Origin of the sequence: Streptomyces sp. NPDC048295 (assembly GCF_040652135.1) — a bacterium.
Taxonomy (GTDB): domain Bacteria; phylum Actinomycetota; class Actinomycetes; order Streptomycetales; family Streptomycetaceae; genus Streptomyces.
This window is the reverse complement of the sequence record NZ_JBEZLL010000002.1, coordinates 192244-204897: the sequence shown is the minus strand read 5'-3', so window position 1 is coordinate 204897 and position 12654 is coordinate 192244. Positions and strand designations below refer to the sequence as shown.

Below are 12654 nucleotides of genomic sequence, written 5' to 3'. Positions count from 1 at the left end.
CGACATCGGCTTGTGCGCTGCTCGCAGGTCGTACACACTGCTGGGCACTCGGCCGAGTCCGGGTGCAGCTGCGGGGGTATGCAACCCCTGTGAACCGTACGTCACCGCGACCCGCAGCACCCTCGTGCGGAAGGTGGCGAACGGTACGAAGTACAAGGTGTCTGCGGCGAACAGCACGCGGCACGGTCCGGAGTTGTGGGTGGAAGCGGTCGAATCGGTCGACGGCAGCACGAACAACGGTCTCACCGGCCAGGGCCGCCGCAACGTCTCGTACACCTCGGGCTGAAAGGGAGACGAATGGCTACTCCTCTGTCCGCCTCTGCGGTCCTCAAGGCGCTGCGCGCCGAGGGCGTGCGTGTGGTCGAGGTCGGCAACTGGCGTACCCACAACCGCAACTCGAAGGGCCCCTGGGGTCCGGTCAACGGCAGCATCGTGCATCACACCGTGACCAAGGGAACCGCAGCGACGGTCCGGATGGTCCGCGACGGCTATCCCGACCTGCCCGGTCCGCTGTGCCACGGGATGATCGCGAAGAACGGCCAGGTGCACATGGTCGGCTGGGGCCGCGCGAATCACGCCGGAGGCGGTGACCCCAAGGTGCTGGCTCAGGTCATAGCCGAGTCGTACGGCACCCGGCCGACTCCGCCCACCCGTGGCAACAGCGACGGGGTCGACGGCAACGCGCGGTTCTACGGATGGGAGTGCGAGAACCTCGGCGACGGCAAGGACCCCTGGCCCAAGGCCCAGTACGACGCGATCGTCCGCGTGCAGGCCGCGCTGTGCCGGGCGCACAAATGGTCGGCGAAATCCGTGATCGGCCACCTGGAGTGGTCGAACGACAAGGTCGACCCCCGTGGTTTCACCATGGCCAAGCTCCGCACCGACGTCTCCGAGCGACTCAAGCACCCCGCGAGCTGGAACCCCGGCTCCGACCCCGAGGAGGACCCCATGGCTGGAATCACCAAGCGCGACATCTTCGACGCCGTGTGGAAGACCGACGCGATCGGCGGCCCGACGGACGCGGCGGACCATTCGACGAACCCGACATGGCAGCCGCAGTCCATCCTGAAGGACATGCAGGCCCGCATCCGGTCCATGGACAAGCGGATGGCCGCCCAGACCGCCGCGATCACCGCGCTCGCCGGTCACGTCGGCACGGGCGCCGATTCGGAGACCATCGTCGCCGCGGTCAATGCAGCGATCGAGCGGGCCGTCGTCGACGTCGACGGCGACAGGACAGGAGCCTGAATCCCACAACAGTGCTTCGGCCGGGCCTCTGTTCGACGGACCACCGTCGAACAGGGGCCCGCGGCGTGTCCGGCACCCCTGGGCCGGCACCCGCGTCGAGTGGGTGCTACCTGCCCTGCCGGGCTCGGTGCGAGGCCACCCGGACCCTGGTTGCGCAGCGGGGGGAGCAGTAGCGCTGAGGGGCGCGGCGGCCGGTGTCGATGAAGTAGTGGTTGCAGTCGGGTGCGGCGCACTGCCCCCAGGCGCACCGGCCTCGTTCGCTGAGCCAGAGCCCGAGGGCCAGGGCGGTGGTGGACAGGAGCCAGTGGGTGGGGTCGGCGCTGTCGGACGCCTTGTTGTGCAGGGACCAGGGGCGGCCGGGGAGCCGAACCAGGTGGGGCCGGGCGGGGTACTCGTCGAGGAGGGTGTTGATCGCCTCGGCCGCACGGTCCTCGTCACTCATCGCCAGGATGTCGATCAGGCGGGCGGTGTCTTCGCGCATCCGCCGGGCATCGGACTCGGTGAGCACGAACGGCGGGCCGCCGTGACGGTCCAGGAGGGCTCGGAGCGCCGCCGCGCCCGCCTCGGTGCCGTCCTGGACGGTGTTGGCCAGTTCGGCGATGAAGTGCAGGCCACGGGGGTTGGCCCCGGCCAGGTCCTCGGTCATGGGTTCGCCTTCTCCAGGTGGAATCGTCCAGCGGGCAGCACTCCTCCATGGTAACGTCAAAATGAAGATATGAGCGTTACCCCTGATGGTTGCCGGCCGGCCGCTCCTGGTCCACCTAGTGGCCGGCCGCTCCGGCCCCGGCCCTGTTCAGCCGTGAACCGCCCGCCCCTCATGGAGAGCACATGCATTTTCCGACGACGACTCCCGTGCTCATCGTGGGTGGCGGCCCGGTGGGTCTGACCCTGTCGAACCTGCTGTCCCGGTACGGCGCGGACCACCTGCTGGTCGAAGCCCGTCCGGACGTCTCCCGTCACCCCAAGGCCCGCGGGGTATCCGCCCGCTCGATGGAGATCTTCCGGCGCTGCGGACTCGAAGGCGAGGTCCGCGCCGCCGGCCTTCCGGCCTCCCAGGTCTTCTTCTACCGGGGCAGGGATCTGGTCGACCCGGACTTCGTGCGCAGCGGCGTTGCCCACGATGCGGCGGACGGTGACGAGAACACGCCTTCGCCGGGGATGATCTGCTCCCAGGACGCGCTGGAGCCGGTCCTGTTGCGGCGGGCCCGCGAGTCGGCGGCCGACCGGATCCGGTTCGGTGTGCGTCTGCTGTCCTTCGCCGAGGACGAGGACGGCGTGCGCGCCGTGCTGGAGGACCGCGCCGACGGCGAGCAGCACACCGTGCGTGCCGGATGGCTCGTCGGCTGCGACGGTGCTGCCAGTACGGTGCGAACCGGTGCGGGCGTCGGAATGGACGGTCCGACGGGGCTGGGCCACTTCCTCAGTGTCCGCTTCGAGGCGCCGCTCGGCGACGTGGTGGCCGACCGGGCGAGCGCGTCGTACTTCCTCACCCCGCCCGGCCGGGGCGGCTTCATGGCGGTGGACAACGACCGCCACTGGATCTACCAGTACCCCTTCGACCCCGCTCACCGGCTCGGGGACGAGGACCCCACCGCCCCGAAGCGCCTCAAGGACCTCGTCCGGGCCGCGGCCGGCATCCCGGACCTGGAGGTGACCGTCCGCGACACCATGGTCTGGCGGATGGACGCCCAGCTGGCGTCCGCCTATCGCAGCGGCCGCGTCCTGCTGGCCGGAGACGCGGCCCATGTCATTCCTCCGACCGGCGGGCACGGCATGAACACCGGGATCGGTGACGCGGACAACCTCGCCTGGAAACTCGCCGCCGTCACGGCCGGCCGCGCCGCCCCGGGACTGCTGGACAGCTACCAGGCCGAACGACGCCCGGTGGCCCGGCAGATCATCGACGTGTCCACCGAGAACGCCCGTGCTCGCACCGGCTACCGCATCGACGACGAACTGCTGCTCACCGCCGCCTACCGCTCCGCCGCCGTCATCCGCGACGCCGAAGACCCCGCAACGGCGCCCCGGCCACCGTTGGACGTCTCCGGCTACCACCCGAGCGGTGGCCCCGGACACCGCGCCCCGCACACACGGATCAGCGGGCCTCCCGGAGTCATCTCCACACTGGACCTCATCGGCCCCGGCTTCACCTTGATCACCGCAGCGGACACCCCGGACTGGCAGCCGCAGGCCGACGCCGCCGCAGCGGTGGCCCGCACCTCCGTCACCGTCCACCGACTCGACGGCGGCCGACTGCATCAGGAAAGCCCCGGGGCCTTCAACCGGTTGTGCGCCCTGCCCGCCACCGGAGCCGTACTGGTCCGCCCCGACGGCCACATCGCCTGGCGCGCCGCCTCCCCGTCCGCCGAACCTGACCTCCTTCACGCCCTTCGGCGCATCCTCACCGGCGTCCGGTAGCTTCGGTCGCACGAGGCAAGCCGGGGCGAGGCGGCGCGGGCCGGGCCGGACAGGCGTGATGCGTCAATCCCGCGAAAGGCGCGCCGCGTCCCCGTACGCGTCCAGCCGGCCGCCCGTCCAAGCGGACAAGGGCTGGCCGACGGAAACGGGGCAACCGGAACAGGCCGGTCAGGCAATACTCTCGGCCAACTCGGCACCGCGGTACGCCGGCACCCCGTCACGGGTGACCACGGCGCGGACCGTCGCCCAGCCGGAAGTACCGCCCGGCTTCGATGCGAGCCGTACGCTGCCGTCGGCGTCCGTGTGGCCGTGGGCCCCGCGTGCGCCCTATCGGTCTCCGCACTCCGCGAGCACGGCACGGCCGTGTCGCAGGAGTTGTTCGTCGTTGGCGCACCGGTAGCGGATCCGGCCCCTGCCGCCCGTGTTGTCGTAGCGCCGGGCGGCAGCCAGCTCCTGACGGAGCAGCGGGACGGCGGGGGTGGCCGACGGTCCCATCTGCGCCCATGCCCCGGCCACGTCGGGGCGGTTGTCCCGATGCTCCGCCCAGGCGTGCAGCAGCGCGGGCATGGACTCCTCCGGGTCCCCGCCCACCCGCCACAGCGCCACCGCGAGGGTGCCCGCGACCCAGCCGCCGTTGTCCTCGGGCGACTCCCGGAGTCTGCGCAGGTCGGGCAGCAGCTCGGCCGCCTCGGCACCCATGCGGGCGATCGTCCGGAGCGCGTCGTACCGCTGGAACCAGCGCTCGGCCGCGAGACCCTTGGACAGCGCGGACAACACCACGTCCGGCTCGCCTCCTGCCGACCACAGCGCGCCGGCCACGTCGACGCGGTGGCCCGGATCGCTTTCCCTGGCGAGTTCCCGCAGCTCCGGAAGTGCCTCCCGCGCCGTCGCGCCGAGCCGTGGCAGTGCCCGTGCCACCGCACTCCGCACTCCGGTCCCTCCGCTCCCGGGGGCCCGCAGGAGGCGGAGGACCGGCTCCATCGCCTCGGCCGGGCCGACGGCGGCCACGGCATCCAGCAGGAACCCGGTGCGCTCGGGCTGCTTCTCGGGGTCGATCAGGGACAGCCGCCGGACCAGCACGGGCAGCAGCGCCGCAGCCTCGTCCGGGCCCATCCGGTCGATCCAGCCGCCCAGTTCCTCCGGCACGTGGCCAAAGCGCAGCGCTTCGACGAGCCCGGGTACGGCGCGTGCGTCCCCCTGCGCCGCGAGCGCGCCGAGCGCCGCCCCGTAGGTGGTCTCGTTCCACTGCGCCTGGGCGGGGTGGTTCGGTCCGGCCGCCACCCGGTCGGCCAGGGCATCGGCCGCCGGGGCGCCGATGGCGTACAGCCACTCCAGCTCTCCAGCCGCCCACCGGACGATGCGGGGTTCGGCTTCCCGGAGCTGCTCGCCCAGGAGCCGTACGGACTCCTCGTGCGGACCCCGCCATCCGGACAGCAGCAGGCCGCTCATGTCGATCGCCTCGCGTCGCTGGCCCCAGTCGGGGCTGCGCAATTGGTCCTCCAGCAGCGCGAAACGTTCGGCGACCCGGTCGTCCAGGGCGTAGTGCAGTTCCATGAGCAGGTCGGTCGCCCAGGGGGCCTTCACCGAGCCCCGGTGCGATGCTCCGAGCCGACGCAGATACGAGATCATCGTCGGTGTCTCCGGGGCGGGCGCCGTGTCCTCGCGCGCCGTGCCCTCCTCCTCCGCCTCCCGTGCCTTCCGCATCACGCCGGTGGCCATCTCCACGGTGCGCTCCGGCAGCCGGCCGGGGGCGCAACGCGCCAGCTGAGCCAGGGCCGCCAGCAGCAATCCCGGGTCATCGGTCCGGTCGGTGGCGGGAAGGGTGAGAGCGGTCAGGGCCTCCGCCACCTCCTGTGCGAGCTCCTGATTGCGGACGGCCAGGTCTCCCAGTGCCGTCGCCATCGCCCGCAGCACACGAGGGTCCGGTTCGGTCCTGCTGCGCCGGCGCAGCACCGCGAACACCGCTTCCGGGTCGTCGTGCAACTGCACCAGCGCGCCGGGGAGTTCCTTCCTCAGACCGGCGTCCGGGTCGTCGAAGAGGTCCAGCAGCAGGCCGCTGCGCGCCCGGGTTTCCGACTCCGCCCCGGCGAGGTTCCGGGCCCAGGCCTCGTACTCCTCCTCGTCGTCGGACCAGAATTCCATCTCCTCCACGTCACGGCCGTCGCCGTCGATGCTGCGGAGAAGGTCGACTATCCCGCCCCGTCCAGGCAGACCGGCTGTCGTGACCAGTTCGAACAGGAACGGGATGCACGCGACCGTGCTGTCGTACACGTCCCCCTGATGGTGCACCGCACCGTGCATGCCGTCGAGCGCGATCTCCCGCTCGGCCTCGTCCTCGGAGGCCAGTGCCCGCAGCATCCGCGGCACATCGGACGCGTCGCCGTATGCGTGGTTCATGGACGCCCAGTCGAGGTCGTCGATCCCTGTGAACATGATCGTGAGTCTGCCCGATGCCACTGACAACGGCGTCCGGGCCCGGGACGGCCCGCGCGTGCGCACGAGCGTCTTGACAACGACTGCCGTGCGGGGATCGTCTGGAAAGCGGCTCCGCGCCGGCCGGGGCGCCGAGTCGTTCGGGTACGGGGGTGAACTGGTCATGCTGCGGGTGTACTTCACGCCCGAGGACCTGGGGCGGGTACGCGTCGCCTCGGGGCCGGATCATCTGTGGGAGATCAGCAACAGTGTGCAGACGCTTCAACGGCGCGACGGAGAGGCCGTGTTCGGTGAGTGGCGGCGTTGGGTGCGGCCTCGTCTCTCGGACAGCTGCCGGTTCCTCTCGCCGCTGCTGCCGGCTCAAGGCTGCTCTCCGGATTTCCTCACTCCTACCTGTGGCGGCGGCGAGACGTTCGAGTCGGCGGTCGACGCCCTGGTACGTACGCCTGGTCCGCGCCTGCGCGGGGATCTGGCACGGGTCGCCGCCTCGCGCCGGCTTCCGGGCTGGACGGACGCGTTGGCGGGCGGGGACGGTGACGTCCTGCTGCGACTGGGGCGCGCACTGCGCACGTACCACCAGGAGGCGGTCGCGCCGTTCTGGCCACGCGTCCATGCCCACATCGACGCCGACCGCATCGTCCGTCTGCACAGACTCCTCGACGGCGGTACGGAGGGCCTGCTGGCCGGTCTCGGCCCGCGGCTGCGCTGGCGGCCGCCGGTGCTCGAGGCCGACTACCCCGTGGACCACCACCTGCACCTCGACGGCCGCGGGCTCACCCTTCAGCCTTCGTTCTTCTGCTGGCCCACGCCCATCACGCTCGCCGACGGCGAACTGCCTCCCGTCCTGGTGTATCCGATCGAGCACGCCGTGGACTGGATCCGTCCCGCGTCCCTGGAACGACCCGCCGGCGACGCGCTGGGGGCACTGCTCGGGCATACGCGTGCCGCCGTCCTCCGGGCGGTCCGGACCGGGGCCTCCACGGTCGGGCTGGCCCGTCTCCTCGGCGTGACCCACCCGGCGATCAGCCAGCACATGAAGGTGTTACGGGCGGCCGGTCTGGTGACCACGGTCCGCCGGGACGGGAGGTCCCTGCACGTCGCGACCGCGGACGGGCGTGCGCTGCTGCGCAGTTGTGAGCGCGGCGCGACGCCCGGTGCGGAGCGGTAAGTCTGGGCTTCCGGGACTTGCACCCGTGATGGGCGCACAAGGAAGCTGAGGCGAGTTGTCCCGCACCCGTCCTCCACCCCCACCGTCCCGCCCCTCTCCTGATCCCGCATCGCCCAGGGCTTCCCGCGCCCCGGGCCGCGGTCGCGCACGCCCTGCGCGTCTCCCTCCCCCCACTGCACCTCTCCCACCAGGAGCCCCTATGCGCACAAGACTTCTCGCCGCGGCAGTCGTCCTCGCCGCCGCCGGCACACTCGTCGTCCCGGCGACGGCCCAGGCCGGTCCCGCCCGCCCGGGCACGGTGTCGGTACTGGCCCACGGCTCGAAGGCCGGGACCCCGGTCGTCGGTGGACACAACGATCCGGGCACCCGTCTACGGGTCGGCGGTGCGGAAACGGCGAGCGCGCACACACTGTCGATCGACTATCAGGTGCAGGAGACGGGGTACTGGTGCGGTCCGGCCGCGACCCGTATCGCCCTGTCGGCACGCATCGCACCGCCCGGTCAGGCGGATCTGGCCCGGCAGCTCGGCACGACCGAGGCAGGCACCGATCACATCAGCCAGGTGACGGGCGTGCTCAACGCGAATCTCGGGACCGGCTGGTACGAGACCAAGGAGATGCCGAACGATCCGCCCACCCAGGCCCAGCGGGACCTGCTGTGGAACGACATCGTCCTGGACATCGACAACAACTACCCGCTGGTGACGAACATCGTCGCGCCGCCGGGCAACCAGCCGCCCGGCTATCCGTCGGACCAGACGATCTACCACTACTTCACGGTCATCGGATACGACGACGCGAACCGCACCGTCCTCATAGCCGACCCGGCCTCCTTCAGCGGCAACCAGATCTACTGGCTCTCCTTCGATCAACTCGCCACCCTGATACCGCCGAAGGGCTACTCCGCCTGATCCTGCGGCCACTGGGCACCCGTCGGGCGACAGCGGCAGCGGGCCGCTGTCGCCCCTGTGTCCGGGACTCCGCCGAACGCGAGGCCGACGCACCGGGGACGCCCTGCACCGGCGCGCATGGAACAGGAAATGGAACTGGAGATTCCGTTGACCGGGGGGCCGGATCGCCGAGAGGGTCGTCCGTGTCGGGGAGACCGTACGGCGGCCGGTCGGGCCGCACCCCCTGTTCGTGCACCGACTGGCTCCGGCACCTGGAGGACGTCGGCTGCCAGGCGGCACCGAGGCCGCCCGGAACCGATGTCAGGGGCCGCGAGATCCTCAGCTTCCGGCGCGGTGGGACCACCTCGGAATTCCGGGCCCGCGACTGGTCGGCCACCCAGGTCGTCGCCGCGGCACAGCTGCTGCGCAGGCGCCGTCGACCGGGATCCGGAACGAGACGGTCGGCGTTTCCGGGCGTACGCCTTCCAGAGCCGCGAGATCGCTCGCCGTGACAGACCCCCTCTAGGATCGATCGCGTTCACAGAATCACCGGTGTCGGCGGTCGGGCATCAGAGGAGTCGTTCATGAACCATTCGGGCCCGCAGCATGCCGCGCGCCTGGCCACCTACGGATCCGTCTCCACGCACCTGTCGTTGCTGAGCGATCGTGGGCTCGGCGAAGTCGTGGCCGGGGCCGCCCCTCTCGCGTCCGGCATCGGAGGCAGGTCCGCCGAGCTGGAGGCCGGTGGGGCCCGGGTCTTCGTCAAACGAATCCCGCTGACGGACGTCGAGCTGCGGCCGGAGAACGTACGGTCGACGGCGAACGTCTTCGGGCTGCCGACGTTCTACCAGTACGGGGCGGGCTCCACCGGGTTCGGAGCCTGGCGCGAGCTGGCCGCGCACACCATGACCACGGGCTGGGTCCTCGGCGGCGCGTGCGAGAGTTTTCCGTTGATGTACCACTGGCGAGTCCTGCCGGACTCGCCCCTCTCGGGATTCGCCGACGAATTCGGAGGCACCGACGGGGCGGTCGCGTACTGGGACGGCTCGTCAGCCGTGCGTGAGCGGCTGGAGGCCATCAGCCGCTCCTCCTTCAGTCTTGTGGTCTTCCTGGAACACGTGCCGCAGACACTCGCCGCGTGGCTCGGCGGCCAGAGAGCGGCCGAGCCGGGCGGCGGCTACGGCCCGGCGTATGCGTGGGCGGAGGAAACCCTGCTGCACGGGGCCGACTTCATGAGATCCCGCGGACTCGTCCACTTCGACGCCCACTTCAGCAACGTGCTGACCGACGGCCGGCTGGTCTACTTCACGGACTTCGGTCTCGCCGTGAGTTCGGAGTTCGAACTCTCCCGGGCCGAGGCCGCGTTCCTCTCCGGCCATCTCACGTACGACCGCCACTACATCGCGAACCATCTGATCCGCCACCATCTGCCCGACGCTCTGCGCGGCGACGTGGATCACGAGGCGTTCCTGGGCAACTGGATCGCGGGCGAAAGACCCGAGGGGATTCCGCCGGCGATCGCCGCGATCATCGACCGGCATGCCCGGACCTCTGTTGTCCTGGCCGGGTTCCACCGCCGTCTGCTCTCCGAGAGCAAGCGGACACCGTATCCGACCGCCGAGATCGAGGAGGCCGGACGAGGCGGCCCGGGGCACGACGCACGCACTCGCTGATCACTGCCGTCACCGGCAACGGGGGCCGTCCGCCTCCTGGACCGGCCGGGCGACCTCGGCCACAACCACGATCTCGGCCACCATGCCGAGAATGTCCACCTCATGTCAGGCGCGGCGCTGAAGGGCTTCGCGGGCCACCCCCAGGACCCGTCCGGCGTCGGTCAGCGAGGCTCGGGCGTGCAGGTGTCTGCGGGCCTGTTCACACGGATCAGAGTCTGCTGCCCGTTGGCGACGAGCCTCCGCTCGCCGTCGGCCCGGACTCCGTACACCTCCAACTGGCATACGGTCAGGGTACGTCCGGGCTTCAGGACGGTCCCGATCGCTTCGGCGTGGTCGCCGACGGCGGGTGCCAGGAGGTTGATCTTGTACTCGACGGTGAGGACATCGGACTCCTCGGGGAACAGCGTGAGCGCCGCGTAGCCGCCCGCGGTGTCCGCGACGGCGCTGGTGGCACCCGCGTGGATGTAGCCGTGCTGCTGGGTGACTTCGGGGCGGGCCGGGAGTTCGATGTGTACCCGGCCGGGGCCGATGTGGGTCATGCGTGCGCCGAGGTGGGCCATGAGGCCCTGGCGGTCGAAGCTCTCCCGGATGCGCTTCCGGACCTCGGAGCTCGCCTGCTCCAGCTGCGTCCGGTCTCCCATGTGCTCTCCTTCGTATGCGTACGGGGTGCAGCGGTTCGTCAGCCGGCCAGGGGCTCCGCCGGCAGGAACCCGCCGATGGCGATCATCATGGCACCGGAGGCCCGGAGGTGGCGGTCCCCCGAGCATGATCCGCAGACGGGGGAAACCCACGGCCCCGGAGGCGAAGCACCGTGGAACGTTCCTGCCGACGCTGTGGTGTTCGGACGCGCCGGGCCGCAGGACGGTCATCCTCCGGCCCGCGTGTGGGGCCCGGCCGGCCGGAGTTCGGCGCGTCGCAGCACGGGGACGGACAGGCCGACCGCTGCGGCGAGCAGGCAGATCGCACCGCATCCGGCGAAGAACACGTCCGCTCCCCACAGAGCCACCGTGAGGCCGACGACCGGGAAGAGCGCGGGTGCCAGGCCGAGTGTGCACAGGGTCGTGACCGCGGTGACCCGGCCCAGATATCGGGGAGCGGTCTCCGTCTGGATCAGGGCACCGGTCACGGTGGTGGTGAACCCGCTGGTCAGGCCGATCAAGGCACCGAACATCACAGCGGCGGGCAGTGAGGGGGCGTGCCCCAGGGCGACCGCGCCCGCAGCGGTGACGAGCAGGGCGCCGGACATCGCCGGTCCGGCGCGCGGTATCCGGGACGCCACGGTGAGCAGCAGCGCCGCAGCCGCGGCTCCGGCACTGAACGCGCTCGCCACCCATCCCATGCCCGAAGCGCCCCAGCCTCGTTCGTCCGCGAGGAGCACCAGGCCGGTGGCGACCGGACCGCTGAAGCACATCTCGCTCAGCCCGATCACCACGACCAGCGGCGCTAGCATCCGGTGGCCGCGGACATGACGCAAGCCGTCCCCCAACTCACGCCAGGCGGAGGTGCGCCGGGACTCCTCCCCGGCCGGATCGGTGGTCCGTACGGTGAGCAGGACGACGAGCGAGACGGCGAAAAGAACACCCGCGACCGTGAACGCACCGGCCGCGCCGCCGATCACCAGCACCGATCCCGCCAGAACGGGGCCGGCGGCGTTGCTCAGCCGGATCGACAGACCACGCAGTCCCTGGACCCTGGCCAGTTGTCCGGATGCCGTCAGGCGCGGCGGGAGCGCCCCCACAGCCGGCATGAACACCGCGTCGACCACACCGAAGACCAATGCGACGGCGACCAGCAGCCACACGCTCGGTGACCTCGGCACAACTGCCGCAGCCACCGCGAGAATCACCGCACAGCGGATCGCGTCGCTGACGACGGCGACCCGGCGCGGCCCGAACCGGTCGGCCACCACGCCCCCACCGAGCATGAGCACCGCCCGGGGAAGCGCCCCCGCCGCGACCACCAGGCCCACCTGCGACGGCCCGCCGACGCGGGTGGCGGCCCAGGACAGCGCGAGGAAGTACACGACGTCGCCCGTGACCGAAGCCGTGTACGCGGTGAGCCAGCGCAGGACGTTGGCATCCCGGTACGCGGGCCGTGCGGACAGGGCGATGTCGTGAGCACTCACGCCTCACCGGCCGGCGACAGGGCCGCACCGGGCACCGGAAACGCCTGCACCTGCAGCACCACCGGAGCGGACCCCTCGGGCGCTTCGCTCGCTCCGTGCCGGTAGCGGCAGACCACCTCGAAGATCTCGGTCCTCATCCGGTCCACGTCGTCGGGAGTCAGATGCAGCAGGAAGTCGCTGTAGGCGGTGGCGTCCAGCCACTCCTGCGGAAGCAGGGCCACCTCCTGCGCCGCTCTGCGCAGTCGGTCCGCGGCTGCCACGGCGACTGCCTGCGTGTACGCACGTCCGGCCTCGCGCTGCTCATCGGGCGCGGCAGCAGGGTCGTGGATCGACTGACGATGGACGGACTTCCACCATCGCTCCCGTCCGGTGCCCCGGCCCGGCTCGTCCACGATGAGTCCGCCGGATGCGAGGCGTCGCAGGTGGTAGCTGGCGGCGCCGGGGTTGATGCCCAGTTCCTCGGCGACGCGGGTGGCGGTGGAGGGGCCGCGTTCGCGCAGCAGGGTGAGCACGTTCAAGCGCAGTGGGTGGGCCAGTACGCGCAGGGCGGCGGTGTCCAGTTCGATGTCCCGTTCCGAGGACCCGTCGGATGAGAAAGCGGCCATGCGCCGAAGATAGACCTACAACAGTTGTTTCGAAAGAGATGTTGTGAGAAATGGCGCGGACACGCTGCCCCTTCCCGGCCATCGGACCTTCTGGA

At 71.2% G+C, this 12654-nt stretch carries 11 protein-coding genes; 6 read left to right on the top strand and 5 right to left on the bottom strand.

Translation table 11 applies throughout. From position 1 onward, the window contains the following. Positions 1 to 157: 157 nt before the first annotated feature. Together AB0D53_RS03310 and AB0D53_RS03305 are read left to right on the top strand one after the other, a co-directional pair. Entirely contained in the window at positions 158 to 286 is a 129-nt protein-coding gene (locus tag AB0D53_RS03310; protein WP_362439343.1) for a hypothetical protein, read from the top strand. Positions 287 to 297: 11 nt separating this feature from the next. After that, positions 298 to 1248 (top strand): peptidoglycan recognition family protein, encoded by a 951-nt coding sequence (locus tag AB0D53_RS03305; RefSeq protein ID WP_362439340.1) that lies wholly within the window; start codon positions 298 to 300, stop codon positions 1246 to 1248. Positions 1249 to 1354: 106 nt separating this feature from the next. Here AB0D53_RS03305 and AB0D53_RS03300 read toward each other — a convergent pair whose 3' ends face one another. Then, entirely contained in the window at positions 1355 to 1894 is a 540-nt protein-coding gene (locus AB0D53_RS03300; protein WP_362439337.1) for a CGNR zinc finger domain-containing protein, read from the bottom strand. Between the two features lie 182 nt (positions 1895 to 2076). On the opposite strand from AB0D53_RS03300, the gene AB0D53_RS03295 reads away from it, so the two are divergent. After that, positions 2077 to 3666, top strand: coding sequence for an FAD-dependent monooxygenase (locus tag AB0D53_RS03295; protein WP_362439334.1), 1590 nt, complete (start codon positions 2077 to 2079; stop codon positions 3664 to 3666). 327 nt (positions 3667 to 3993) lie between these two features. On the opposite strand, the gene AB0D53_RS03290 is transcribed toward AB0D53_RS03295, so the two are convergent. After that, complete coding sequence (locus AB0D53_RS03290; RefSeq protein ID WP_362439331.1) at positions 3994 to 6099, bottom strand: PBS lyase; 2106 nt, start codon at positions 6097 to 6099, stop codon at positions 3994 to 3996. A gap of 163 nt (positions 6100 to 6262) precedes the next feature. Here AB0D53_RS03290 and AB0D53_RS03285 point away from each other — a divergent pair, with 163 nt between their 5' ends. The 3 genes from AB0D53_RS03285 to AB0D53_RS03275 all read left to right on the top strand — a co-directional run bounded on the left by AB0D53_RS03285 (position 6263) and on the right by AB0D53_RS03275 (position 9829). Beyond that, the gene (locus tag AB0D53_RS03285; RefSeq protein ID WP_362439956.1) at positions 6263 to 7267 is read left to right on the top strand and encodes a helix-turn-helix domain-containing protein; all 1005 of its coding nucleotides are present in this window, start codon (positions 6263 to 6265) and stop codon (positions 7265 to 7267) included. A 199-nt stretch (positions 7268 to 7466) separates the two neighbouring features. Next, on the top strand, positions 7467 to 8177 hold the full coding sequence (locus AB0D53_RS03280) for a C39 family peptidase (protein WP_362439328.1): 711 nt from the start codon (positions 7467 to 7469) through the stop codon (positions 8175 to 8177). A 563-nt stretch (positions 8178 to 8740) separates the two neighbouring features. Further along, positions 8741 to 9829: a protein kinase family protein gene (locus AB0D53_RS03275; protein ID WP_362439325.1), complete on the top strand. Its 1089-nt coding sequence runs from the start codon at positions 8741 to 8743 to the stop codon at positions 9827 to 9829. Between the two features lie 161 nt (positions 9830 to 9990). On the opposite strand, the gene AB0D53_RS03270 is transcribed toward AB0D53_RS03275, so the two are convergent. From AB0D53_RS03270 to AB0D53_RS03260, 3 genes are all read right to left on the bottom strand, one after another. Then, positions 9991 to 10470 carry a PaaI family thioesterase gene (locus AB0D53_RS03270; RefSeq protein WP_362439322.1) on the bottom strand — a complete coding sequence of 160 codons (480 nt, stop codon included), beginning with the start codon at positions 10468 to 10470 and terminating at the stop codon, positions 9991 to 9993. A 224-nt stretch (positions 10471 to 10694) separates the two neighbouring features. Next, positions 10695 to 11954, bottom strand: a complete 1260-nt coding sequence (locus AB0D53_RS03265; protein WP_362439319.1) for an MFS transporter — start codon at positions 11952 to 11954, stop codon at positions 10695 to 10697. Further along, positions 11951 to 12559 (bottom strand): helix-turn-helix domain-containing protein, encoded by a 609-nt coding sequence (locus AB0D53_RS03260; RefSeq protein WP_362439316.1) that lies wholly within the window; start codon positions 12557 to 12559, stop codon positions 11951 to 11953. The genes AB0D53_RS03265 and AB0D53_RS03260 overlap by 4 nt, the downstream gene beginning before the upstream one ends. Positions 12560 to 12654: the final 95 nt, after the last annotated feature.